This is a genomic window from Brucella sp. TWI432 (assembly GCF_039674445.1).
GTDB classification, from domain to species: Bacteria; Pseudomonadota; Alphaproteobacteria; order Rhizobiales; family Rhizobiaceae; genus Brucella; species Brucella chromiisoli.
Genome location: NZ_JBDJNL010000011.1, coordinates 48,785 through 74,649, shown reverse-complemented (window position 1 = coordinate 74,649; position 25,865 = coordinate 48,785). Strand labels below are relative to the sequence as shown.

Below are 25,865 nucleotides of genomic sequence, written 5' to 3'. Positions count from 1 at the left end.
GGTAACGGGTTAGCGACCGTCTTTTTAGTAATCCGAATAAGAGTCTTGGCAGAGAGGCGTCGAAGGGCTAACACCATCGGCGCCTTATAATGCAGCAAGATTGCATGGCGGACTTTCAACCACTCGCCTTCACTGATCGCCTATGACCTGGACCGCCAATGACAGACGTGCCAACACACCAATCACAAACGGTAATCACGACAGCAGCGGATAAACGCCAGCGATATTCGATTGGATTTATGCGTAAAAACACGCTTTTTGGTTTGGTTGTCCGACGCATCCTTCTTGGCATTGCGCTTTTGTGGGCAATTTCCGTTGTTATTTTTGCCGGAACGCAGATTTTGCCGGGCGACGTTGCAACAGCAATGCTGGGGCAACAGGCAACCCCACAGGCCGTTGAAAATATCCGCAAGGAACTGGGGCTGGAAAGACCCGCTGTCCAACGCTATGCTGAATGGCTTGGCGATGCGGTTCAGGGGGATCTTGGACGCAGCTATTCCAACAGGCAGAATATTGCGAAAAGCATAGGACCGCGTCTGTCCAATACGCTTTATCTGGCAGCGATGGCAGCCCTGTTCGCTATTCCACTGGCCTTGGTGCTGGGGGTGGTTTCAGTTCTCTATGCGGGGACTGCAATTGATCGCGGCATCGCTGTGGCAACGCTTGGCACCATATCGCTGCCCGAATTTTTCGTAGCCTATATATTAATCGCCTATTTTGCGATTTCGCTCGGGCTTTTGCCATCAAGCGCCCTTGTCAACTCATCAATGAGCGGTTGGCAGCGGCTGACCGCAATTGCTCTACCCTGTATGACGCTGGTGATTGCTGTAACCGGGCATATGGTCCGTATGACACGTGCATCGCTGCTTGCCGTGATGTCATCACCCTATATCGAAACCGCCCAGCTCAAAGGCTTGCCACGCTGGCGCATTCTTCTCAAACACGCCCTGCCCAATGCGCTTTCACCTGTCATCAATGTGATCGCACTCAACCTGGCTTATCTCGTTGTTGGTGTGGTGGTAGTCGAAGTGATCTTTGTTTATCCGGGCATGGGCCAATATATGGTCGATCATGTCGCCAAGCGTGATGTACCGGTGGTGCAGGCCTGTGGTCTTATTTTCGCGGCTGTCTATATCGGCCTCAATATCATTGCGGATGTCATTGTCATTCTGACCAATCCACGGTTGAGGCATCCACGATGAAAAAAAACAGACAAGGTTCGCGGTTGCTTGCTGCTATCGGCTTTGGTGGCATCGCCTTCTTCCTATGCGTCGCCATCTTCGCCAACTGGCTCGCACCCCATCCTATCTCGGAAGTGGTCGGTACCGTCTGGCAAGGACCATCGCGTGAGGCGCTGCTTGGAACGGACAATATTGGCCGCGATCTTCTGTCCCGTCTCATCTGGGGCACCCGATTGACATTATCGATTGCAGCAGCCGCGACAATGCTTGCCTTTCTGATCGGTGTGCCGCTCGGCTTTCTTGCGGCCTTGGCGCGCGGATGGGCGGACCAATTGCTGTCGCGCGGCAACGACCTGCTCATGGCGATACCCACGCTTATTTTTGCGCTGGTTGTATTGGCCGTTCTACCCAAAAGCGTCTTCATTCTGATAGCCGTGATGGCGGTGCTGGAAGCGACTCGCGTTTTCCGCGTCAGCCGCGCTATCGCTCTTGATATTGTGGTTTTGGATTTCGTCGAAATTGCACGCCTGCGCGGGGAGAGCAAACGCTGGATTATCTTCAATGAAGTTCTGCCCAATGCATTGTCACCCTTGTTGGCAGAGTTTGGGCTGCGCTTCGTTTTTTCGATCCTGTTTCTTTCCACTTTGTCTTTTCTGGGGCTTGGCGTGCAGCCGCCGATTGCCGACTGGGGCAGTCTGGTCAAGGAAAACAAGGATGGGCTGATGTTCGGCGTATTTGCGGCCCTTATTCCCGGTGCAACCATTGCTCTGCTTGCGATCAGCGTCAATTTTGTTGTCGACTGGATTTTGCAGCGCACGTCCAGCCTGAAGAAAGGCGTGCAGAACAATGGCTGATCAGGACACAAGCCCACTGCTGAAAATTGATGGCCTGAAAATCAGCGCGGGTGAAACACTTGTCGTTGATGGCGTTGATCTGATGCTGGAAAAAGGCCGGGTGCTTGGGCTTATCGGGGAATCGGGTGCCGGCAAATCGACCATCGGTCTTGCAGCTCTTGGCTTTGCGCGCGGTGGTCTTGAGATTACGGGCGGAACCATCACGCTGGATGGGCAGAACATTCTTTCCCTGTCCCGTAAAGATACGCAGAAACTGCGTGGCTGCCGCATTGCCTATGTCGCACAATCCGCTGCTGCCGCTTTCAATCCAGCGCACAAGCTGATTGATCAGGTTACCGAGGCCGCGGTCTGGCATGGTTTGATGAAGCGCACGGAAGCCAAAGCCCGCGCAATCGAACTTTTCACCTTGCTTGGTCTGCCCGACCCGAAGCATTTTGGCGAACGCTATCCGCATCAGGTATCAGGCGGACAGCTTCAACGTGCGATGACGGCAATGGCGCTCTGTGCCAAGCCTGATCTTGTAATCTTTGATGAACCAACGACCGCGCTTGATGTCACAACACAGATTGAAGTTCTGATTGCCATTAAGAGAGCGATTGAAACAACCCACACTGCAGCGCTTTATATCTCCCATGATCTGGCCGTCGTCGCCCAGATTGCCGACGACATTATGGTATTGCGTCATGGACGCATGGTTGAAACAGGCTCTGTTCGCGCAATTTTCGATGCGCCGCGCGAAGACTACACGCGTCAGCTAGTTGCTGTTCGCCAGAAGGAAATAGAAGGGAAGCCCCAAACATCCGCCCCCCTTCTCTCTATTGCCAATATTTCTGCCGCCTACGACCCGGCAACACCGGTGCTCAAGGCGGTTACGATAGATCTCGCGGAAGGTCAGACCTTGGCTATCGTGGGTGAATCCGGCTCCGGCAAATCGACGCTGGCACGCGTGGTCAGCGGCCTTCTTCAGCCCTCCGGCGGAGACATCCGTTTCGACGGGGCGCAGCTGCCGCCAAGCGTGGATCAGCGGTCGAAAGAAACGCTGCGGAATATCCAGATGATCAGCCAGTTGCCCGATCTCGCACTCAACCCGCGTCGTACCATCGCCGATATTATCGGCAGGCCGTTGCAGTTTTACTTCCGCATGGGACGTGAGGAACGTCGAAACGCCGTTCATGAGTTGCTTGAGTTGAATGAGCTGCCAAGAACTATTCTGGATCGCTATCCGGCAGAATTGTCGGGCGGTCAGAAGCAGCGGGTTTGTATCGCGCGTGCCCTTGCCGCGCGCCCCAAGTTGCTTTTGTGCGACGAACCAACCTCTGCACTTGATCCACTGGTGGCGGAAGGCATTCTCGACTTGCTGCGTCGGATACAAAGCGAGACGGGCACGTCTTATCTTTTTGTCACACATGACCTCGCAATCGTTCGTGCCATTGCCGACAAAATTGCCGTCATGCATCAGGGATCCGTGGTGCGCTATGGCTTGAAGGCAGACGTCTTAAGCCCACCCTATGACGATTACACCGCAAAGCTTCTGGCCTCCGTTCCGCAAATGAAGCCCGGCTGGCTGGATAGTATCATTGCCCAGCGAACAGATGTTGCCGCGATGAATAACAACAAGGACATAAAATGATGAGCAAGAAGACAATCATTCTCGACGGGGGCATGGGCCGCGAATTGGAGCGCGTTGGTGCGCCTTTCCGCCAGCCGGAATGGTCGGCGCTCGCTCTCATGGAAGCACCGCAGTTTGTTCGTCAGGTGCATGATGACTATATCGCCGCTGGTGCAGATGTCATCACCACCAACAGTTATGCAGTCGTGCCTTTTCACATTGGTGAAGACCGTTTCGCATCACAAGGCCACGCACTCGCTGGCCTCTCCGGCACAATCGCACGCGACGCGGCCAATGCAGCCAGCCGCGATGTGAAAGTAGCCGGTTCATTGCCGCCGGTTTTTGGATCTTATCAGCCAGAGCTTTTCGATCCTGCGCGTGCGGGTGAACTGCTCAATGTGCTGGTGGATGGGCTGTCCCCATCCGTTGACCTCTGGCTTGCAGAAACCCAAAGCAGCCTCATCGAAGTGAAAGCCGCCCATGAAGCGATCCGCGCGACAGGAAAGCCATTCTGGATTTCCTATACATTGCGGGATGATATCGCGCCCGATGCCATGACAGAAGCGCAGCTTCGTTCTGGTGAATCGGTTGCCGATGGAGCAAGGCTTGCAGCCGAACTGGGTGCAGAAGCCCTTCTTTTCAACTGTGCGATGCCTGAAGTGATGGATGCAGCAATCATCGCGGCAAAACAGGTCTTTGATGCGTTGGGCAAGGATATTCCAGTGGGTGTTTATGCCAACGCATTTCCGTCCCAGCAGGGCGATGAAGAAGCCAACGCAAAAGTGACCGAAATTCGCGCAGACCTTGATCCCGATGCCTATGGGGCATGGGCAACGCGCTGGGTCAAGAACGGTGCAGGCATTATTGGCGGATGCTGTGGCATTGGCACCAATCATATCCATGCATTATCGAACCGATATCTCTGCGCATAAAATAAAAGGGCGGCCTGGGAGCGCCAATCTGATAAAATCAGATTGAAAAGCACTCTACGCCGCCCACTTCATTTCAGGACAAAATGCGCGCAGCAGCAAGCGACAGCGCAACAACGCCGTTGGCAATGCAGCGTTCGTCGGGCTGATAATCGGAATTATGCAGCTTGTCGTCGCGACCTTGCTGTGCTGCACCAATGCCAAGCTGGAACGAAGGCACTCTTTCGCCAACCAATGCGAAATCTTCTGCGCCAAGGCTCCCCCCGCGCTGGAAAAACACATCACCATAATGCTCGCGAATGACCGCTCCGGTGGTCTCGATCAAATAGGAATCCGACACCATTGATGGCACTCCGCGTACATAGTTGATGGCACAGCGCACACGCAATGACGCTTCAAGCCCCCCACAAATGCGGCGAACGGCTGCTTCGATAATATCGCGTGCGCCACGGTCCTGACAACGCACGGTCCCCATGATGGCAACAGAATCCGGGATGATATTATGCGTGTGACCACCATGGATTGAGCCGATCGTTAAAACAGCGGCCAGCATCGGATCGACTTCACGCGAGACAATCGTCTGAAGCTGCGTGATGAGCTGTGCGGTTGCAACAATGGGATCCACTGCCTGATGCGGTCGTGCTGCATGGCCGGATGCGGCATGAACCGTAATATCGAACTCGTCGGACGATCCGTTAGCGACACCTTCAACGAAGGTGAAAGTGCCGGTTGGCTCATCCGGGTGGTTATGGAAACCCAGAGCATAATCGACACCATCGAGAATACCATCGGCAATCATGGCGCGCGCACCACTTTCCTGCGTTTCCTCGGCTGGCTGAAACATGAGTTTCACATTTCCGCTCAGACGTGGCGCAATGTCTTTTAAAACCTTGCCAATACCGATGAGTGTTGCTGTGTGCAGATCATGTCCGCAGGCATGCATTTTTCCGGGATACTGGCTTGCGAAAGGAAGATCTGTCTGCTCCTCAATCGGCAGTGCATCCATATCGGCGCGGATCAGCAATGTGGGGCCCGGACGCCCGCCTTTTATCCAACCAACCACACCGGTGCGACCAACACCGGTTTGATGCTCAATTCCCAGACTTTCCAATTCGCGTGCAACAACGCCTGCAGTGCGCTCAACGTCGAACCCTGTTTCAGGATGCGCATGAATGTCGCGACGAATTTCAATCAGATGGGGATCAATCTCATCGGCAAGCTTTTGCACCAATGATGAAAGATCGTTCAACAGATTTGGATCGGATTGGGTAGTCATTTATGCATCCAGTTTTTCAAGATAAATCTGATTAAACCGCAACCCGGCTGATGACCAGTTCAAATCAATTCGATCGCCATTTTTTAATAAGGTAAAAGTTTGGGCTTCCGCGGATGTCATTTTCGAACCGGATAAGACGTAACACGGAACCGTTCTGATCGCTTGTTCTGTTGCTGGCAAAGCAACGCTCCGTTCGCGCATGTCAGTCTGGTGCTTGCTTTTAAACTGATCATACTGTTAGGCAGCGGTAAGACAAAAACAAGGAGGCCCGCGTGAAGGGGAATAACGTATTTGCGATGCGCCATATCTGGCTGCACGTATTCGTCCTGCTTATCATCTGTATTTCAGAGCTGATTGGCATTCGTAAAATATCCATCGGCATTGGCGCGGTTATCTTTCTGCCAATGCTTTACGCGTTTGCGCTCGGTGTGATTCTCAATCCACATATCCTGAAAGCGACTGGAAAAGTCCTCAAATCTGATTCTATCAAGCTATCAGGCACGATGATTACCATCGCCATTATGCCATTCATTGCAAAATTTGGCACAACAGTCGGTCCACAGATTGATAATATTATTGCAACCGGACCGGCACTGATTTTGCAAGAAATAGGCAATCTGGGAACAATCGCCATCGCCTTTCCGATTGCCGTCTTCGTGCTGCGCATGGGACGTGAGACGATTGGGGCGACCTACTCGATTGATCGTGAACCCAATCTGGCACTGATCGCGGATAAATATGGCCTCGACAGCCCTGAAGGGGCAGGTGTCATGGGTGTTTACGCGACAGGAACTCTTATCGGTACATTCGTATTCGCAATTATGCCGCCATTGGTGCACAGTCTGGGCGTGTTCGATGTCCGTGCTTTGGCCATGTCGTGTGGCGTGGGCTCTGGCAGTATGCTTGCTGCCTGTACGGGCGGTTTGGTGAGTGTTATCCCCGAACAACAGGATCTCATTCTTGCGCTCGCTGCGGCCAGTAACATTCTCACTTATGCAACGGGACTTTATGTCGGTCTGTTTGTGGCTCTGCCGCTGACTGAATGGCTTTATAAAAAGTGCCGTCCCGATGAATACCGTAACGCTGCATAAGGGGAGAGATCGATGACTTCACAATCAGTAAAAAACAAAGTCGATACATTGACCTTGTCTGTCGAGAGCACAGACGAACGCAAAATCGATATTCTTGAGAATGCGCTGCTTCTCATCATTGCTTGCTTTCTGGGTCTGATTGCGAACTGGGTTGGCACAGGTGTCACGCCTGTGCAGGCTTTGCCGGGTATGGCAGTGCTTTATGCGGCATCTCTTGGTGGCCTGATTATGGCGCGCTACATGCCGTTTTATCTGCCAAGTGTGGCTTGGGTTTCGCTTATCGCTATTATCATTACGATCCCCGGCGTTCCCGGATCAGAATTCGTTTTGGCCAAGGTGGGTGAGCTTAACTTTCTGGCGCTCGCAACACCGGCGTTGGCCTATGGTGGTCTGGCACTGACGCGGAATGAATTTGAAATTGCCCGTCGCTCCGGTTGGAAAATCGTCATCGTCGCTATATGCGTGATGATCGGTACCTATCTTGGTTCGGTTGTTGTGGCCGATCTGATGTTGCGTATCATAGGCTAAATTGTTCTCCGGCGGGTCCGGTCACAGGACCCGTCAGCAATCTATTGGGAGCGTTCAAATATGGCTGCTGTTTTGAGTGAAGCCGATATTGCGGAAGCCACAGCATGGCGGCACGATCTGCATCGACATCCGGAACTCGCATTTGAGGAAAACCGGACATCAACATTCATCGCCGAGAAACTTCGGCTGTGGGGTTATGATGTTCGAACCGGTTATGCGAAAACGGGTGTCATCGGCAGCCTTAAACGCGGCTCATCACCACGTGCGATTGGCATTCGGGCCGATATGGATGCTTTGCCAATCGTCGAAAAGAGTGGCGTTGCCTATGTGTCAGAGACTTCCGGCAAAATGCATGCCTGCGGCCATGACGGACACGTCACCATGGCTCTTGCGGCGGCGAAAGCGGTTAGTAAGCTCGACTTTGACGGAACGGTTCACTTCATATTCCAGCCGGCGGAAGAAAATGAAGGTGGCGGTCGGGAAATGGTGCAGGAAGGTCTGTTCAGAGATTTTCCGGTCGATGCAGTTTATGGCATGCATAACTGGCCAGCACTCGATGTGGGCACATGTGTAGCCCGCGACGATGCAATGATGGCGGCTTTCGGTACTTTCGAGATTGAACTGAAGGGCAAAGGCGCTCACGGGGCAATGCCGCATGAAGGAGCCGATCCGGTGGTGGCGGCGGCGCAATTGGTCACCGCTCTACAGACTATCGCCAGCCGCAATGTGTCGCCACTGGAATCGGCAGTTGTATCCGTTACACAGATGCATGGCGGCGATGCCTGGAATGTCATTCCTGAGACGATGATCATACGCGGAACAACACGCTGGTTTCTGCCTGAAGTCGGCCAGATCATCGCACGTCGTATGCAGAATTTGTCTGCTTCGGTTGCAGAAGCTTTTGGCTGCACAGCACGTGTGGATTATGAGGAGCGCTATCCTTCAACGATCAATACGGCAGAAAATGCACGCAAGATTCGTGCGCTTGCCGCTGCACCCGACCTCGGTCTGAACGTTTTGGATGCGGCGCCAAGCATGGCCGCGGAAGATTTTGCGTTTATGTTGCAGGAAAAGCCCGGTTGCTATTTCTGGCTGGGCAGCCGACGCGATGGCTCCAATCCGGGGCTGCACTCACCTTACTATGACTTCAACGACGCCCTTTTGCCCATTGGGGCCAATTTCTGGATCAAACTTGTTGCAAGCGAGCTGGCACCAGCTTGAGTTTTGCGTTGCAATATACGCAATGCATATTGATTAGCGGTGCCTTCTCAGCAACAAACGATCATGGAAACACTGGACGCTAAAGAGTTACGCATGTTCATGGCTGTAGTGCGGTTCGGGTCTATCCGTGCCGCAGCCGAGCATGTGCGCGTTGCGCCATCGGTTGTCAGCCGCCAGATTGCTGAAACAGAGCGCAATATCGGTTTGCCTCTGTTTGAACGCACGGCGCGTGGCATGACTTTGACAGAGGCAGGTGAACTTGTTCTGGAACACAGCAGGCGCGTTCTTGAAGAGCACAGTTTGCTGACTGAGCAACTCGGCTTTCTCAAGGGCGTGCAGCAAAGGCGTGTCCGTATCTTATGCGGTGAGGGCTTTCTTGCCGATGTTCTTCAATATGGCCTCGGTTCCTTCGTCAAAATCTACCCCGATGTGCAATACGACCTTCAACTGGGCGGGACACAAACAGTGTTGGACGGCATTGCCAATGGAGATGCCGATATCGGCATTGCTTACAACCCTCTGATGGACGCACGCGTTCGCTCGCTGGCGATTTCAAAACAATCGCTGTGCGTGGTGACGCCGCCGCACCATGCTTTATTGACGAAAGCCAAGCTGGAACTGGCGGACTGTGCGGGCATAGCCAACGCGCTGCTGGCGCCGGGGCATGGCATTACACAGCTTGTTACGCGTGTTGCTGCAGACCGGGGTTTCGTTATTTCGCCACTCGTCGAGACGACATCGATCGATGTCTTGCGGCGTTTTGTAATTGCTGGCCTTGGCATATCGTTTCTGCCTCGTTTCGCTGTCTCCACAGAATTGGCGCGCAACGCAGTCGCCGTAAGAGAGCTGTCCGATCCGCTACTTGCGGAAGCAAGTGCGCATCTGCTGGTGAGAGCACGCCGTCGCTTGCCGCTTTCTGTCGAAAGACTGAGTGGCTTTCTTGCCAATAATATGGCTGCGTTCAGGTAAATACCGAGGATCGGTAAGCATGGCTCATAGAGCCCTGGTTAAGCCGGTGTGACGATTGAGCATTTTCAAGGCGTGATACACCAGCGTCTTAGCACCTTTGTATAAGTTCTTTAAGGGACTGTTGCACCACGTGGGACACAACGTTGTTGCCGGGCCGACTATGCGTTTGCACGCTTTGATGCGAGCTTTTCTTCATTCAAAATGCGGTGGACGCGGGTCTGTTCGCAAAACAATGGAGATGTGGAATGTCGCAACAGGAAAAACCAATTGTCGGTGTTGTTGGCCTCGGCAGCATGGGGCTAGGCATGGCGCAAACACTGGCGGCAAAAGGCTTTCCTACCCTCGGCTTCGATTTGTCAAATGAGCGCAAAGCATTGGCGCAAAAGGCAGATGTAACGCCCGCAGACACACTCGATATTTTGTTTGAAAAAGCAGATTTTCTGGTTTTCTCTCTGCCAACTGCCCGTGATGTTGAAGCGGTTGTTAATGCACAACTCCATCAACTGTCTCAAGATCGCAAACGGGTCGTTATTATCGACACATCGACGTCTGAGCCGGATGTCAGCCGCGCTTTAGCGCAAAAACTTGATGCCCTCGGCCATGGCTTCCTTGATGCGCCTGTCAGTGGCGGACCGGCTGGTGCGGCTTCCGGAAAACTGACGATGATGATCGGTGGCAGTGATGCCGATCTGGCGCTTGCGCAGCCGGTTATTGAATCGATGGCGGCCAAGGCGCTGCATGTTGGACCAAGTGGTGCTGGCAATGTTGCGAAACTTGTCAATAATCTGCTTGCTGCCGCTCACATGGTCACGACCAGCGAAGGCCTGAAACTGGCTCTTGCTGCCGGAATTAGCCCAGAGGCTGCATTGCGCGTTTTGAACGCGGCGTCCGGTAAGTCCATGATCAGCGAAGTCCATTTTCCGACATGGGTTATGAATGATCGTTTCGACAGCGGCTTTTCGATGGGGTTGATGCGCAAAGACGTTCGCCTCGCTCAGGAAATGGCCGAGCGCACCGGCGCGGATACGCCTCTCACGTCAGTGGTCGCAAAACTCTGGGCCAATGCAGAACATCTCCAAGACAGCGATGATTTCACCCGCATGGGTGCTTTTCAACCCGATTCATCCAAAGAGTGAGCGAAACAATGACGCAAAGTGTAGATAAAAACGCACAGTCTGAACGCATAGCGGAACTTTTTAAAAGCTTCTTTCCCGCAGGTGAGATCGGTAGCTTTGTGAATGGTGAGATTATCACTGGAAATGGCGCTGAGCAGAACCTGACTGATCCGGCGACGGGCAAAGTCTTTGCATCTTACAGAGATGCAGATCAATCGGTTATTGATGCCGCAATGGAGAGTGCTGCGCGCGCGCAAAAGGAATGGATGGCTCTGACGGCTTCCGGTCGCGGTCGCGTGATGAACGAGATCGCCCGGCATATCCGCGAACATGCGCAGCGCATTGCGGAAATCGAAAGCCGCTCTGCCGGACGCCCCATTCGCGATATTCGCGGTGAGGCTGTTCGCGTTGCCGAAATGTTCGAATATTATGCAGGCTGGTGCGATAAGCTTTACGGCGATGTTATTCCTGTGCCGAGCAGCCACCTTAACTATACACGACACGAACCAATCGGCGTTGTGACGCAAATCACCCCATGGAATGCGCCATTGTTTACCGGTGGCTGGCAGATCGCGCCTGCTATCTGCGCAGGAAATGCCGTCGTCATTAAACCATCAGAACTCACACCGCTGTCCACGCTTATCCTTGGCCTGATGTGTGAACAGGGCGGTGCACCGCGCGGTTTGGTCAATGTAATCGCGGGCAATGGGCCAACAGCGGGGCAAGCTGCGATTTCGCATCCGCGAACCGGACTTGTGGTCTTTGTCGGTTCGGCTCAGGCCGGTTCGGCCATTGCTGCTTCTGCTGCAAAGAACGTGGTTCCCTGTATTCTTGAGCTTGGCGGCAAATCCGGGAACATCGTGTTTCCAGATGCAAATATCGAGCGTGCGATTATCGGTGCACAATCGGCTATCTTCAGTGGTGCAGGACAAAGCTGCGTCTCTGGTTCGCGCTTGCTCGTGCATCGTTCGATCCATCAGGAATTTGTTGAGCGCTATGCCAATGCAGCAAACCGCATCGTTGTCGGCGATCCTTATGATGATAATTCACATATCGGTCCGATCAACAATGCAAAGCAATGGTCAAAGATCGACCAGATGGTTCGCGACGGTGTTGCAGATGGGGCCGTATTGGCAGCGGGCGGCAAGAAGCCGGAAGCACTTGAAGAAACCGGCGGATATTATTATGCGCCGACAATTCTCGATCAGGTTGATCCTGCAATGAATATCGCAAAGGAAGAAGTCTTCGGCCCTGTCGTGGCTGTTATGCCATTTGATGACGAAGCCGAAGCCGTCGCGCTTGCCAATGATAATCCGTATGGTCTTGCGGGCGCGGTATGGACCGAAAATGTTGCACGCGCGCATCGCGTTGCTGCAAATGTGCGTGCCGGTACGTTCTGGATCAACGGCTATAAGACCATTTCTGTTATGTCCCCGTTCGGCGGCTTTGGGCGCAGCGGTTATGGCCGCTCCAGTGGCAAGGATGCGTTGATGGCTTACACGCAAGCAAAGAGCATCTGGGTTGAAACGGCGGAAAACCCTGCCGTGACATTCGGATACTCTCCAGAAGCCTGACCGGCGAAAGCAGGGAAGAAAAACTCTGTGTTTAACGCTGAGAGCGCCGATCCGATCAGATCGGCGCTCTCAGGTCTTTGATTGGAAGCAGAACTTATCAATTCCAGCTTCCATGCGCCGCTTACCCCCGCTCCGTCAGGCGCGACGCGTGCCTGACGATACAATGTCAAGATAGACGGCCAGCACCAGAATGCTGCCTTTGATGATCTGCTGCCAGAATGTATCAACGCCGAGCATCGACATGCCATTGTCGAGGCTCGACATGATGAGCGCACCGACCAGCGCACCAATGACTGATCCCACGCCACCACGCATGGATGTACCGCCGATAAAGCACGATGCAATCGCATCAAGTTCGCCACCGAAACCCGCCGATGGCGTACCGGCTGCAAGACGCGCTGTTGTGGTCAGCCCTGCGACAGCCGCCATCAGCCCCATCAGCGCAAACACAGCCATTTTGACAAAATTCACATTAACGCCGGAGAAGCGCGTTGCTTCGAGATTTGAGCCCACCGCATAAATATGCCGGCCAAAAACCGTCTGTCGCGAAATGATTGTGAAAACACCCAGAATGACCAGCAACACCAGAACCGGAAATGGAACGCCCTGATAGCTGTTGAGCACCAGAATGAAACCAAGGATCAGGATACCTGTACCGATCAGACGTGCAATCTCCATTGCCGGTGACAGCGTTTGCAGATTGTGCTTTCGCTTGCTGGCGCGCGTCCGCAGCGTGATCAATATAAGCACGGCGAACAAAGCCATCGCGCAGACATTCCCAAACCATTCCGGCAGATAACCCTGCCCCAGATATTTGAAGTCTGATGAGATCGGCGCAATCGTTACACCGCCCATAATGCCGAGCACGATGCCGCGGAAAACCAATTGTCCGCCGAGCGTAACAATAAAGGACGGAATGCCGAGATAAGCCGTCAGCCATCCATTAAAGCCGCCCAAAATCACGCCCAGAACCAGCACGGTGCTGATTGTTGCCCATAATGGCCAGCCATAAACCACATCGAGCACGGCTGCGATACCGCCCAGCAAGCCTAGCATAGCCCCGACAGAGAGGTCGATTTCACCCGCTACAATGACAAACACCATGGCGGAGGCCAGCATCCCGGTAATCGCCATCTGCCGTAGAAGATTGGAGAAATTACGCGCCGTCAGAAACTGCGACCGCCCCATTTCCGGGTCGTAAGTCATGATAGCAAAGAATGCCCAAATCAGCGCAACAACGATAAGAAGCGCCACGATCTTGTATTCTGCGAGAAATTTTCTGAGGCTTTTGCCTGTCAACGTCATGTCATGCACCGGTTAGATTGACTGCGGAATTAGACTTATAAAAACTAGGCCGCATTGGTTGCAGGCTTGCCAATTGCAGCGGCAAGAACCTTCTCCTGGGTGAGATTTTCATTCGGGAAATCGCCGCGCAATTTGCCCTCGCCAATCACGAGAACACGATCACTGATGCCAAGCACCTCCGGCATTTCGGATGAAACCATCAAAATGGATACGCCCTGTTTGGCGAGCTCGAATATAAGTTTATAAATTTCGTATTTTGCACCAACATCAACGCCGCGCGTTGGCTCATCAAGAATGAGAACCTTAGGATCAGGCAACATCATTTTTGAAAGCACTGCTTTCTGCTGATTGCCACCCGACAGCGAAGCAATTTCCAGCATCGGATCAGCCGTCTTCACTTTAAGGCGCAGAATTTCGCGCTGAATTGTTGCAAGCTCCGCTTCTTTGTCTATCAAAGCGCGCAGCGAAAACCGCTCGAGCACGGAAATCGTCATATTATGACCGACAGGCATGATCGGAAGAATTCCGTCGCGTTTGCGGTCTTCCGGCACCATGCAAATGCCCTGGCGCACCGCATCCCGCGGAGTTTTGATTTTGATTTCCCGCCCTTCGAGGAAAACCTTTCCTTCATGTGCACCCGGCCAGACGCCGAACAGACTTGAGACCAGCTCGGTGCGCCCTGCCCCGACGAGGCCCGCAATACCCAAAATCTCGCCACGTCTCAGAGCGAAGGAAACATTATCAACCACCTTGCGCTCGGGATTGGTCACGTCCCAGCAACTGATATTCTGTGCTTCAAACACCACCTCACCAATGTCATGGGGCTCACGCGGAAAGAGGTTTTTCATCTCGCGTCCCACCATCATGGTGATAATGTCTGGCGTTGTAAGCTCGGCCATGGGGCGTGTCGCAATATGTGCGCCATCGCGAATAACTGTAACGGTGTCCGAAATTTCCGCCACTTCATCAAGCTTGTGAGAAATGTAAACACAAGCCATGCCCTGTTGTTTGAAGTCTTTGATCAGATCAAGCAGCACGCGCGTTTCAGAAGCAGTCAGCGCCGATGTCGGTTCGTCCAGGATCAGAAGTTTTGCGTTTTTGTTGATCGCTTTCGCAATCTCAATCAATTGCTGTTTGCCACCGGAATAATGATAAACGGGCAAAGCAACATTGATGTCGTTAATCTTGAGCCGTGCAAGCAGCTCTGCCGCACGCGCATTCATCTGGTCATAATCAATGAAGCCGCCAGTGGTGGGCTCAGACCCCAGAAAAATGTTTTCAGCCACCGAAAGATGGGGAACCATCATCAGTTCCTGATGGATAATGACGATGCCAGCAGCTTCCGTATCACGAATGCCAGTGGCTTTGAGTTCCTTGCCTTCCCAGAAAATCTGGCCGGTCCACGTGCCATAGGGATAGACCCCTGAAAGCACTTTCATCAGTGTGGACTTGCCTGCACCGTTCTCGCCGCACAGCCCGACACATTCTCCCGCGCGCACTTTCAGGTAAATGCCATCGAGCGCCTTCACGCCGTTGAACTCTTTACCGATATTTCGCATTTCCAGAAGGTATTCGGACATCAACAATGACCTTGCAGTAAATTTCAAAAACCTTGCTTTGCGCAAGCCAGTACCGACAACGCTGTCAAAGACAGGAGACCAGGAATGATCTTAAACTGGGTGCCGCATATCTTTAATGCCGCACCCAGTCCGATAGTCTGCAATCAAACAGGCAGAAGAAAAGGCTTACTTTCCTTCGATCTGTTCCTTCGTGTAAAAGCCGTCGGTTACATAAATATCGACATTATCTTTAGTGACAGCCGTTGGCGTCAGCAGAAGTGTGTCGACTTCCTTGGAACCATTATCGATTTTGCCATTGAATTCAGGCTTTTCATCACGAACGAGCTGAACCGTGAGCTTTGCTGCTTCTTCAGCAATCAGCTTGAGCGGCTTATAAACAGTCACGGTCTGTGTACCGTCAACCAGACGCTTTACAGCGGCCAGATCGCTGTCCTGACCCGACACAGCTGTCTTGCCTGCAAGGCCCTGTGCTGCGAGTGCCTGAATTGCACCACCAGCAGTACCGTCATTGGAAGCAACAACAGCGTCGATCTTGTTCTGGTTCGCAGTCAGCGCATTTTCCATGATGGAGAGCGCTTCTGTCGGGCTCCATTCTTTAACCCACTGCGAGCCGACAATCTTGACTTTGCCGGAATCGACTGCTTCCTTCAGCGCCTTTTCCTGGCCTGCACGCAGCAGCTTCGCATTGTTATCCGTTGGAGAACCGCCGAGCAGATAATAATTGCCTTCCGGCTTTTCCTTCAGCACAGCTTCCGCCTGCATGTAACCAACGCGTTCATTGTCGAAGGAAATATAAGCGTCGATATCGGCGTTGAGGATCAGGCGATCATAAGAAAGAACCTTGATGCCCGAAGCCTTTGCATCCGCCACGACCGCATCGAAAACCTTTGAGTTCATTGGTACGATCACGATGGCATCAACGCCCTGCGAAATCAGGTTTTCAACCTGCTTAACCTGCTTTTCTTCATTGCCATCAGCCGACTGAACATTGACCTTGGCACCCAGCTTTTCCGCTGCCGCGATGAAATAATCACGGTCACGCGCCCAGCGCTCTACGCGCAGATCGTCAATAGAAAAACCGATAACCGGATTTTCAGGCGATGCAAAGGCGCTCGTGGTACCCATGGCACCGATACCGAGCGCTGCTGCGACAAGCGCGCCTGTCAAAAAATTACGACGTTTCATGCACATTTCCTCCAATCACCGCCGGCTTGATGCCGGTTGATAAAAGACCTCGCCCCGAACGAACCCGCCCCCGGAGTCTGGCACGACAAGCGACCTCCGAAGAGGCCCTTCATTCTTTATCTGGCTGATCCTCCCACGGTGCAATGCACCAAGATCACCAAAGCAGGACCGCGCGCAAGCGCACGACCCCATCCTCAGGTGCAATTGATACGGAAACAAAAATGAATAGCAAGCATTTTTTGATTTACGTACCTCATTTTTGCTCATATGTTGCGCTCCGAGGAGTGAAAATGAAACCTACCGTGCATGATATAGCCAGAACTGCGGGCGTCAGTCTCGCCACGGTTGACCGTGTGCTGAACGACCGCCCCGGCGTAAGAGCGAAAACCCGCGAGCGTGTAACGGACGCGATGAACACGCTTGGCTATGTGCGTGATGTCAGCGCTGCCAATCTCGCACGCGGCAGGCTTTATCAGTTCGATTTCATTTTACCGGATAACGAAAACACCTTCATGCAAAGCCTGCGCAGCGAGCTTGAAGCGGCCACCGAGCGTGGATATTCCGAGCGGGTTCTGATCAATCTGGTGCTTATTCCGGCATTTGATGAAGTAGCTCTTGTGAAAGCGCTGGATGAAAGTGCTGAACGCAAACCCGATGGTGTGGCTTTTGTGGCCGTCGATACTGATCCGGTGCGCCAAGCATGTAAGAGACTGACCGAATCAGGCATCCATGCCGTCACATTGGTGTCTGATCTTGGCGGTTCTTCGCGCGCGCATTATGTCGGCATCGATAATGTTGCCGCCGGACGCACGGCGGCGCGTTTGCTGGGTCTCTTTGCGAGCGGCACCGATGGTGCCATTGCGGTTATCGCTGGCTCGCTGAAAGTGCACGATCATCTGGCGCGTTTTGAGGGTTTCAAAAGCGCAATGGAGGCCGACTTTTCCAGTCACACGATCCTTCCCGTTCTGGAAGGTTTCGACGAAAGCGCGCGCGTTGAAAAACTTGCGCTTGATCTTCTCGAAAAACGCAAAGATCTGGCCGGAATTTACAGTCTGGGAGCCGGAAACAGCGGACTTGTCCGTGCGCTTGCAGCGTCACGCAATGACAATCGGCCTCTGGTCATCGCCCACGAGCGCGACGGCGTTACATCGCAGGCACTCAAAGATGGCCTCGTTCATGCCGTGCTTGCGCAGGACGCCGGTCATGAAATTCGCAGCGCCATTCGCATTCTTAAAGCCACTGCGGACCGCCTCGCCATTGTGCAGGGGCAGGAACATATCCGCATCGAAATTTTTCTCAAAGACAACCTGCCGCAGCTCGACTGAGGCGCAGACCAAACGGCAATTCAACTGGAGCAAATATGTATCTCGGGCTTGATCTTGGAACATCTGGCGTAAAGGCGCTTCTGATCGATGGCGAGCAGAAGCTTATCGGCTCCGCGCATGGTGAACTTGATGTTTCGCGTCCGCATCCGGGCTGGAGCGAGCAGGATCCAGCCCAATGGATCAAGGCTTGTGAAACGGCAATCGATGGCCTACGCACAGTCCATCCAAAGGAATTTGCAGCCATTGCAGGCATTGGCCTTTCCGGCCAGATGCATGGCGCAACGCTGCTTGATGAAAACGATCAGGTGCTTCGCCCCTGCATTCTTTGGAATGACACCCGAAGCTATAAGGAAGCGGCAGAATTAGATGCTGATCCAGCCTTCCGTGCGATCACCGGCAACATCGTTTTTCCGGGTTTTACAGCGCCGAAACTCGTCTGGGTTGCGCGCAATGAGCCGGATATTTTTGCCCGTACCCGCATGGTTCTTTTGCCAAAAGATTATCTGCGCCTCTGGCTGACCGGCGAATATGTGTCCGACATGTCCGATTCCGCAGGCACAAGCTGGCTGGATACCGGCGCGCGAAAATGGTCGGCTGAACTTCTCTCGAAGACGGGACTGACTGAAAGCCAGATGCCCAAGCTTGCCGAAGGCAGCGACGCGACTGGCATTTTGCGCGCGGAGCTGACTGCGCGCTGGGGAATTTCAAAGGCGCCTGTCGTTGCAGGCGGCGCAGGTGACAACGCGGCATCCGCATGTGGCATGGGGACTGTTCAACCCGGCAATGCTTTTGTTTCGCTCGGCACATCAGGCGTGTTGTTTGCAGCCAATGGCGCTTATCAGCCCAAGCCTGAAAGTGCCGTCCACGCCTTCTGTCATGCGCTTCCCCACACTTGGCACCAGATGGGCGTTATCCTGTCAGCAGCCAGCGCGCTTGAGTGGTTTTCCCGCATAGCAGGCGCAACACCGCATGCGCTCGACACTGAGCTTGGCGACGCACTCAAAGCTCCTGGCAGCGTGACATTCCTGCCTTATCTTTCCGGCGAGCGCACGCCTTATAATGATGCAAAAATCCGTGGCGTTTTCAGCGGCCTTGAGCATGAGACTGATCGCAAGGCTATGACGCAGGCAGTCCTTGAAGGCGTGGCCTTTGCCATCCGTGACAATCTTGTCGCCTTGCAATCGGCGGGCACGCAGATCAAATCACTCATCGCTGTGGGCGGCGGTTCACGGTCCACCTATTGGCTTAAATCAATCGCAACGGCCTTGAATGTCCCCATTTCGCTGCCGGAAGAAGGCGACTTTGGCGCGGCATTTGGTGCGGCGCGCCTCGGGCTGATCGCTGCCAGTGGTGCTGATCCTTTCGCGATCTGCACGCCACCGCGCACAGCCCGCACCATCGAGCCCGAACAGGCGCTGCTTTCGTCCTATGACGAAGCCTATCAGCGCTATCACGCACTTTACCCCGCATTGCGTCCACTCGCTTAACAAGCAAGAGCACAGCACACTCACATCAACATTGGAGGAGCATGATGAGCACCGGATTTTTCGGCGACATCCAGAAAATACGTTACGAAGGACCAGACAGCGATAATCCGCTGGCGTTCCGCCACTACAACCCAGACGAAATTGTCCTTGGCAAGCGCCTTGAAGATCACCTGCGTTTTGCGGTCGCCTATTGGCACACATTCGCATGGGAAGGCGGCGATCCGTTCGGTGGGCGTACATTCGATCGCCCGTGGTATAAGGATGGTCTTGAAGCTGCAAAGCTAAAAGCGGATGTGGCATTCGAATTCTTTTCGCTTCTCGGCGCGCCTTTCTATTGCTTCCACGATGCCGATGTGCGCCCGGAAGGCAATAACTTTGCCGAAAATACCCGCAACCTCGAAGCAATCGTCGATATCTTTGAAAAGAAGCAGGCTGAAACCGGCATCAAGCTTCTGTGGGGCACCGCCAATCTCTTCTCGCACCGCCGCTATATGTCGGGTGCAGCAACAAATCCCGACCCTGAAGTGTTCGCCTTCGCCGCTGCTACCGTCAAAACGTGTATGGATGCAACCAAGCGCCTTGGCGGTGATAATTATGTGCTTTGGGGCGGTCGCGAGGGTTATGAATCCCTGCTCAATACAGATCTCGGTCGCGAGCTCGACAATATGGGCCGTTTCCTCAATCTGGTGGTTGAGTACAAGCACAAGATCGGCTTCAAGGGCACGATCCTGATTGAGCCAAAGCCGCAGGAGCCAACCAAGCATCAATATGATTATGATGTGGCAACGGTTTACGGCTTCCTCAAGCGCTATGGCCTTGAAAATGAAGTGAAGGTCAATATCGAACAGGGCCATGCCATCCTTGCAGGCCATTCGTTCGAGCATGAACTGGCACTGGCCCGCAGCCTCGGTATTCTCGGGTCTATCGATATGAACCGCAACGACTATCAGTCGGGCTGGGATACGGATCAGTTCCCGAACAATGTGCCGGAAATGGCGCTGGCCTATTATCAGGTTCTGCTCGACGGCGGCTTCAAGAATGGTGGCACCAATTTCGACGCCAAACTGCGCCGTCAGTCGCTTGATCCACAGGATCTTCTGATCGGCCACATCGGCGGCATGGATTGCTGCGCCCGCGGCCTCAAGGCTGCCGCTCGTATGCTGGAAGACGGCGCGCTGTCCAAGCCTCTCGATGAGCGTTATGCAGGATGGTCGAGCGATTTTGGCAAAAAGCTTGCAACGGGCCTATCGCTGGAGCAAATCACGTCAGAAGTCGAAGCAAAGGATATCAATCCGCAGCCAAAATCTGGCCGTCAGGAATATCTGGAAAACGTGGTCAACCGCTACGTTTAATCATACGCAAAACAGAAAACCCCGCTCAATGAGCGGGGTTTTCTTTTAAACTTCAAAAGACTTTCAGACACGCAAAGCCCTCTTTAGCTCTTTGATCCCTGCGGCTCTTGCAACACGACATTATGCGGTGTCCGGCAGGCCGCAAATCGATCAAGTTTCTGATCATAAGCCGACGTCTTTACCGCCATCATGCCAAGCACAGTATGAAACAGATTATCATGCGATGATGGCTCGCCCGCTGTCTTGCGCAGACAATCAAGATTGAGTCCCATATCCGCGACATAATCAGGCGCAAACCATGTAATGAAAGGAACATGCGTCTGCTGCGATGGCGCGATGAAATAGGGCGCGGCGTGAAGGTAAAGACCGTCTTCGCCAAGCGACTCGCCATGATCAGACATATAAATCATCGCGGGTGCAAGCTTGTCCTCATGCGCTTTGAGAAGATCGATGATCTCCGAGAGAATATGATCCGTATAGAGGATCGAATTGTCATAGGCGTTGACAATTTCTTCCCGCGAGCATTTTGCGAAATCATTCGAGCGGCAATCCGGCGTAAAACCTGCATATTCCGCCGGATAGCGGCGATAATAAGCCGGACCGTGACTGCCCGTCATATGCAGAACGATCGTCGTGTTTTGCGATATGTCATCCAGTGCCTTTGACAAATTATCGACCAGAATCTGATCAATGCATTCGCCGCCGTCGCAGTAACGCTTGTCTTGTGCACCCTGCAAATCAATGAGTTTGATCCGCTCGGCAACGCCCTTACTGCCGGTATTATTCTCATACCAGCTCACGTCGACACCTGCATGTTTAAGCACATCCATCAGGTTTTCCGAACCGCGAAATTTCGTATTGGAATAATCCTTGCGGGTGAAAGGCGAAAACATGCAAGGCACAGACACAGAGGTTTCCGTGCCACAACTCGTCGTATCGGTGAAGGCAATAACGTCGCGCTGCTTCAATTCAGGATTGGTTTCCCGCGCATAGCCATTGAGGCTGAAATTCTGCGCACGTGCTGTTTCGCCCACGACGACAACGGTGACAAGCTTTTTGCCGCCCGGCAATTGCGTCAGCGCCTGCCGCGCATCCAACCCAAGCGGCTCCATCACAATAGAGCGGTTTTTATAAACATGCGATACATATTGGATCGTGCTGGCAATCGGTGTGCTTGGCATAAGCTTTTGCATGATATCAGCACCATGCTCACGAAACATCGATGAATAAGCCGCGTAATTCGTACCAATGATGACAAGCGATGCTATGACGCAACTTAGGATAACGCCTGTATTGACCAGCAATTTACCCAGAATGGGCCGATGTTTGACGCGAACCCATACGATGAATAAAGAAGGCACAACACCGTAAAGAAACATGTGCCACATAAAGCTTGGCGTAAGCAGTGCGCCGGATTCAGCCTGCGTTGTCGTCAGCGCCGCTTCAATGACATATTTATCGATAATTGTGCCAAAGGTATCTGTGAAGTAAGAACCGCCAGCCGCGACCAATATGAAAAATATCAGCATCGGCTTGATGACATATTTCGCGGAAAACAAAACAAAAAGTGCCACATAAAGCAGCAAAACAACGACGACTATGCCTGCAAGCCTGAACGGTGAATCGGCATAAAAATTTCCAGCCGCGCGCCAGAACGATGTGTTTGTAAAAATGAGCACATAAAGTGCCGTTAAAAGGCACAGCGGTCCGCTGGCAATCACAGGACGGAATTTCTGCATGGTACACGCTTTCGAACGGTATTGAATTCGCGCACCCTACAGCGACGACCGAAAACTGGTTGGCTTTATCAGGCACATTTCGGACAAACATGAAATCAAGATGGCTTTTCTACGGCAGATGAACTGTGTCATCCAACAAGCTTTGACGATATAGCAAAAACGCCGCCCAAAAGGACGGCGTTTTCTCGGTTTTATTTCATGTCAAAGACTGACCCATCCGCCATTTTTATTAGACGATCGCACGCAAGCGTCAATGAAGGCAACGCCCTTCACGCCATCATCGACAGTCGGATAGATCACCGCACTCTCAGGTTTTGTATTGTCGCGTCGCGCCTGAATAGCATTGGCAGCTTCACTGTAGATCGTCGCAAAAGCTTCAAGATAGCCTTCCGGATGACCGCTCGGAATACGCGTGACACGTGTTGCGGCATCCCCGACACCCGCACCACCACGGGTGATTAGGCGCTTCTGTTCACCAAACGGTGTAAACCACAGCCGGTTTGGATCTTCCTGCGCCCATTCAATGCCGCCTTTGGTGCCATAAACACGCAGCCGCAGCGCATTTTCATTGCCCGGTGCCACCTGACTGCACCAGAGCATACCCTTAGCACCACCTGCAAAACGCAGCATCACATGGGCATTATCGTCAAGACGACGCCCCGCAACAAAGCTATCGAGATCAGCCGCCAGGCTGTCCAGCGTCAGGCCGGTGACAAAGGATGCAAGGTTGAACGCATGGGTACCGATATCACCCGTTGCGCCACCAAGACCGGATTGCGCCGGATCGGTGCGCCAGACAGCCCCCTTGGCACCCGTTTCCTCAACCGCTTCGGTGAGCCAGTCCTGCGCATATTCCACCTGCACAACGCGCAGATCGCCAAGCTCACCATTAGCGATCATCTCACGCGCCTGACGAACCATCGGATAGCCGGTGTAATTATGCGTAAGCACAAACAATGCGCCGCTCTCATCGGCCACTTTCTTGAGCTTCTTTGCATCAGCCAAAGTCGAGGTCAGCGGCTTGTCGCAAATCACATGAATGCCGCGGCGCAGAAACTCCTTTGCCGCATCGTAATGCACGTGGTTTGGCGTCACGATCGCCACCGCTTCAATGCCATTCTTAAGGCGTGCTTCGCGGATCGCCATTTCCTTATAGCTTGAGTAAATACGATCTTCCGCAAGCCCAAGTTCGCGTCCCGAAACCTGTGCCTTTTCAGGCGAGGAGGACAATGCGCCGGCCACCAGTTCAAAGCGGTTATCGAGACGGGATGCCATACGATGCACACCGCCGATAAACGCACCGGCACCACCGCCAACCATACCCAAACGAATGCGTGGATTGGCGGTTTCTTTGGTTTTTGCTTCAATGGTCATCGTGTTTCCTCAAAGTCCGAGCATACGCCGGTTGGCTGCATCATCGGTTCCGCCAGCGGCAAAATCATCAAAGGCTTTTTCCGTCACGCGAATGATATGGTGTTTCACAAACTCCGCACCTTCACGCGCACCATCTTCAGGATGCTTGAGCGCACATTCCCACTCAACAACCGCCCAGCCATCGAAATCATTGGCAGCCATTTTCGAGAACACTGCGCCAAAATCAACCTGTCCGTCACCCAGCGAACGGAAACGGCCAGCGCGATTAACCCAGCCCTGATAACCGCCATAGACACCCTGCCGACCTGTCGGATTAAACTCGGCATCCTTGACGTGGAACATCTTGATACGGTCTTTGTAAATGTCGATATTGTCGAGATAGTCCAGACATTGCAGCACATAATGCGACGGATCATAAAGCATGTTCGCACGCGGGTGGTTCTTCACACGCTCAAGGAACATCTCAAACGTCACACCGTCATGCAGGTCTTCGCCCGGATGGATTTCGTAGCAGATGTCTACCCCATGCTCATCTGCATGATCAAGGATCGGCAACCAGCGGTGCGCCAATTCGTCAAAAGCAGTCTCAACCAGACCAGCGGGACGCTGCGGCCATGGGTAGATAAACGGCCACGCCAAAGCACCTGAGAATGTTGCATGAGCGCCAATGCCCATATTGCGGGAGGCACGGATAGCCATCTTCACCTGTTCAACCGCCCATGCCTGACGGGCTTTGGGATTACCGCGCACTTCCGGCACAGCAAAACCATCAAATGCTTCATCATAGGCCGGATGAACAGCAACAAGCTGACCTTGCAGATGGGTGGAAAGCTCTGTCACTTCCACGCCGTTTTCACGCGCGACACCGGCAAACTCGTCACAGTAATCTTTGGATTCAGCGGCCTTTTTCAGATCGATCAACTGGCTTGCCCAGGTCGGCACCTGCACACCGGCATAGCCCTTTTCCGCAGCCCATTTCGTGATGCCATCCCATGTATTAAATGGCGCTTCATCGCCAGCAAACTGCCCGAGAAAAATCCCCGGCCCCTTGATCGTTTTCATCAAAAGTTCTCCAAATCGAACGCAACTTTATTGAATTTGTGCAACCGCGCGCCCGTGAACCGGGCGCGCATTTGAATATTAGAACGGTGAACCCGGGAAGTAGAACTGCTCGGCATTGTCCTTGGTGATCAGTGTTGCATCGAGAATATACTCGCCGCTGACTGGAATCTGATCGTAGAAGTGACCGGCTGCCAGTTGCATGGCTGTTGAAACCATCGCAGGCGGATAAAGCACATCAACCGGCATGAGCTTGTCGCCGTCCATGACTTTCTTGATCATGTCCTTGGAACCCGCGCCACCGATAACATACTGAATATCATCACGATTGGCCTGTTTGATGGCCTCAAGCACACCAACTGCCATGTCGTCATCCTGACACCAGACGACATCGATCTTCGGATATTTGGTCAGGAAGTCCTGCATCACGCGGAAAGCATCATCGCGATTCCAGTTGCCATACTGGCGATCAAGGACCTTGACGTTCGAGCCTTCAATACCCTTGTCAAAGCCGTCCTGACGCTGCTGATCGATCGGGATCGGCATACCGCGAATGACCACAACCTGAGCATCGGGCATGTTTTTAGCGATATATTCGCCTGCAACCTGTCCGAGCGCCGGATTGTTGCCCGCGACGTAAAGATCGCGGATCGAATTGTCGTTATTGCTTGGCGCACGGTCAACAAGCGCAACAAAAGTACCCTTGTCCTTGATTTCCTTGATTGCATTGACCAGTGGATCAGGATCGGTCGGCAAGACGACAAGCCCATCAAGCCCCTGAACGGCAAGATCCTGCAACGCATTTGCCTGACTGGCAGCATCGGGCGATGTCTTGACGATCACGTTAAGCCCCGGATGCTCTTGCATCAAAAGCTTGGCCACACGATCCGCATGATAGACGACACCAGCGGTCCAGCCATGATCCGCAGCAGGAATCGAGACGCCGATCGTTACCTTCTTGTCCTGAGCGCTTGCCATGCCGGTGAAGGCCACAGCTCCGGCTGTCAAAGCAGCAAAAGCCAGACTTAAAAACTTTCCTCGCATTTTTTCCTCCCATGTGGTCGGGGGCTTTACCCTTTGTGACCGGACCGCCCCTTCAATCCTGTCAAACT

Annotated in this window: 21 protein-coding genes; 13 read left to right on the top strand and 8 right to left on the bottom strand. The window is 53.3% G+C overall.

The annotated features are described in order from the left end of the window. The first annotated feature begins 239 nt into the window (after positions 1–239). Genes ABE527_RS15240 through ABE527_RS15225 form a run of 4 tightly spaced genes read left to right on the top strand, consistent with a single transcriptional unit; the run spans position 240 to position 4,576 of the window. Complete coding sequence (locus tag ABE527_RS15240) at positions 240–1,202, top strand: ABC transporter permease (protein ID WP_265985151.1); 963 nt, start codon at positions 240–242, stop codon at positions 1,200–1,202. Next, positions 1,199–2,035, top strand: coding sequence for an ABC transporter permease (locus ABE527_RS15235; protein WP_499697430.1), 837 nt, complete (start codon positions 1,199–1,201; stop codon positions 2,033–2,035). Before ABE527_RS15240 ends, ABE527_RS15235 begins: the two co-directional genes overlap by 4 nt. Beyond that, a complete protein-coding gene (locus ABE527_RS15230; RefSeq protein ID WP_499697429.1) occupies positions 2,028–3,665 on the top strand; it encodes an ABC transporter ATP-binding protein in 1,638 nt (545 codons plus the stop codon). The genes ABE527_RS15235 and ABE527_RS15230 overlap by 8 nt, the downstream gene beginning before the upstream one ends. Then, positions 3,665–4,576: a homocysteine S-methyltransferase family protein gene (locus ABE527_RS15225; RefSeq protein ID WP_499697459.1), complete on the top strand. Its 912-nt coding sequence runs from the start codon at positions 3,665–3,667 to the stop codon at positions 4,574–4,576. Before ABE527_RS15230 ends, ABE527_RS15225 begins: the two co-directional genes overlap by 1 nt. Before the next feature lie 73 nt (positions 4,577–4,649). Here the strand turns inward: ABE527_RS15225 and ABE527_RS15220 are convergent, their stop codons facing one another. Beyond that, entirely contained in the window at positions 4,650–5,849 is a 1,200-nt protein-coding gene (locus ABE527_RS15220; RefSeq protein WP_499697428.1) for a M20 metallopeptidase family protein, read from the bottom strand. A 296-nt stretch (positions 5,850–6,145) separates the two neighbouring features. On the opposite strand from ABE527_RS15220, the gene ABE527_RS15215 reads away from it, so the two are divergent. The 6 genes from ABE527_RS15215 to ABE527_RS15190 all read left to right on the top strand — a co-directional run bounded on the left by ABE527_RS15215 (position 6,146) and on the right by ABE527_RS15190 (position 12,347). After that, positions 6,146–6,940 (top strand): DUF3100 domain-containing protein, encoded by a 795-nt coding sequence (locus ABE527_RS15215; protein ID WP_499697458.1) that lies wholly within the window; start codon positions 6,146–6,148, stop codon positions 6,938–6,940. Positions 6,941–6,952: 12 nt separating this feature from the next. Further along, positions 6,953–7,468 (top strand): hypothetical protein, encoded by a 516-nt coding sequence (locus tag ABE527_RS15210; protein ID WP_499697427.1) that lies wholly within the window; start codon positions 6,953–6,955, stop codon positions 7,466–7,468. Positions 7,469–7,528: 60 nt separating this feature from the next. Further along, positions 7,529–8,689: a M20 aminoacylase family protein gene (locus ABE527_RS15205; protein WP_499697426.1), complete on the top strand. Its 1,161-nt coding sequence runs from the start codon at positions 7,529–7,531 to the stop codon at positions 8,687–8,689. Between the two features lie 93 nt (positions 8,690–8,782). Further along, the gene (locus tag ABE527_RS15200) at positions 8,783–9,658 is read left to right on the top strand and encodes a LysR family transcriptional regulator (protein WP_499697425.1); all 876 of its coding nucleotides are present in this window, start codon (positions 8,783–8,785) and stop codon (positions 9,656–9,658) included. A 194-nt stretch (positions 9,659–9,852) separates the two neighbouring features. After that, complete coding sequence (locus ABE527_RS15195; RefSeq protein ID WP_499695017.1) at positions 9,853–10,794, top strand: NAD(P)-dependent oxidoreductase; 942 nt, start codon at positions 9,853–9,855, stop codon at positions 10,792–10,794. 8 nt (positions 10,795–10,802) lie between these two features. Next, on the top strand, positions 10,803–12,347 hold the full coding sequence (locus ABE527_RS15190) for an aldehyde dehydrogenase family protein (RefSeq protein ID WP_265985098.1): 1,545 nt from the start codon (positions 10,803–10,805) through the stop codon (positions 12,345–12,347). A gap of 135 nt (positions 12,348–12,482) precedes the next feature. Here the strand turns inward: ABE527_RS15190 and ABE527_RS15185 are convergent, their stop codons facing one another. From ABE527_RS15185 to xylF, 3 genes are all read right to left on the bottom strand, one after another. Next, entirely contained in the window at positions 12,483–13,652 is a 1,170-nt protein-coding gene (locus tag ABE527_RS15185) for a sugar ABC transporter permease (RefSeq protein ID WP_265985097.1), read from the bottom strand. 44 nt (positions 13,653–13,696) lie between these two features. Then, positions 13,697–15,232, bottom strand: a complete 1,536-nt coding sequence (locus ABE527_RS15180) for a xylose ABC transporter ATP-binding protein (protein ID WP_265985096.1) — start codon at positions 15,230–15,232, stop codon at positions 13,697–13,699. A gap of 165 nt (positions 15,233–15,397) precedes the next feature. Beyond that, the gene (gene xylF / locus ABE527_RS15175; RefSeq protein WP_396996817.1) at positions 15,398–16,417 is read right to left on the bottom strand and encodes a D-xylose ABC transporter substrate-binding protein; all 1,020 of its coding nucleotides are present in this window, start codon (positions 16,415–16,417) and stop codon (positions 15,398–15,400) included. Positions 16,418–16,707: 290 nt separating this feature from the next. On the opposite strand from xylF, the gene ABE527_RS15170 reads away from it, so the two are divergent. Genes ABE527_RS15170 through xylA form a run of 3 tightly spaced genes read left to right on the top strand, consistent with a single transcriptional unit; the run spans position 16,708 to position 20,581 of the window. Continuing rightward, the gene (locus ABE527_RS15170; protein WP_499697424.1) at positions 16,708–17,742 is read left to right on the top strand and encodes a LacI family DNA-binding transcriptional regulator; all 1,035 of its coding nucleotides are present in this window, start codon (positions 16,708–16,710) and stop codon (positions 17,740–17,742) included. 35 nt (positions 17,743–17,777) lie between these two features. Then, the gene (gene xylB, locus ABE527_RS15165) at positions 17,778–19,229 is read left to right on the top strand and encodes a xylulokinase (protein WP_499697423.1); all 1,452 of its coding nucleotides are present in this window, start codon (positions 17,778–17,780) and stop codon (positions 19,227–19,229) included. A gap of 44 nt (positions 19,230–19,273) precedes the next feature. Further along, the gene (gene xylA, locus ABE527_RS15160) at positions 19,274–20,581 is read left to right on the top strand and encodes a xylose isomerase (RefSeq protein ID WP_499697422.1); all 1,308 of its coding nucleotides are present in this window, start codon (positions 19,274–19,276) and stop codon (positions 20,579–20,581) included. A gap of 83 nt (positions 20,582–20,664) precedes the next feature. Here the strand turns inward: xylA and ABE527_RS15155 are convergent, their stop codons facing one another. From ABE527_RS15155 to ABE527_RS15140, 4 genes are all read right to left on the bottom strand, one after another. After that, complete coding sequence (locus ABE527_RS15155; RefSeq protein ID WP_499697421.1) at positions 20,665–22,320, bottom strand: phosphoethanolamine transferase; 1,656 nt, start codon at positions 22,318–22,320, stop codon at positions 20,665–20,667. A gap of 201 nt (positions 22,321–22,521) precedes the next feature. Beyond that, positions 22,522–23,694 carry a Gfo/Idh/MocA family protein gene (locus ABE527_RS15150; RefSeq protein WP_265985089.1) on the bottom strand — a complete coding sequence of 391 codons (1,173 nt, stop codon included), beginning with the start codon at positions 23,692–23,694 and terminating at the stop codon, positions 22,522–22,524. A 9-nt stretch (positions 23,695–23,703) separates the two neighbouring features. Further along, entirely contained in the window at positions 23,704–24,756 is a 1,053-nt protein-coding gene (locus tag ABE527_RS15145) for a sugar phosphate isomerase/epimerase family protein (protein WP_499697420.1), read from the bottom strand. 78 nt (positions 24,757–24,834) lie between these two features. Continuing rightward, entirely contained in the window at positions 24,835–25,797 is a 963-nt protein-coding gene (locus ABE527_RS15140; protein ID WP_499697419.1) for a substrate-binding domain-containing protein, read from the bottom strand. Positions 25,798–25,865: the final 68 nt, after the last annotated feature.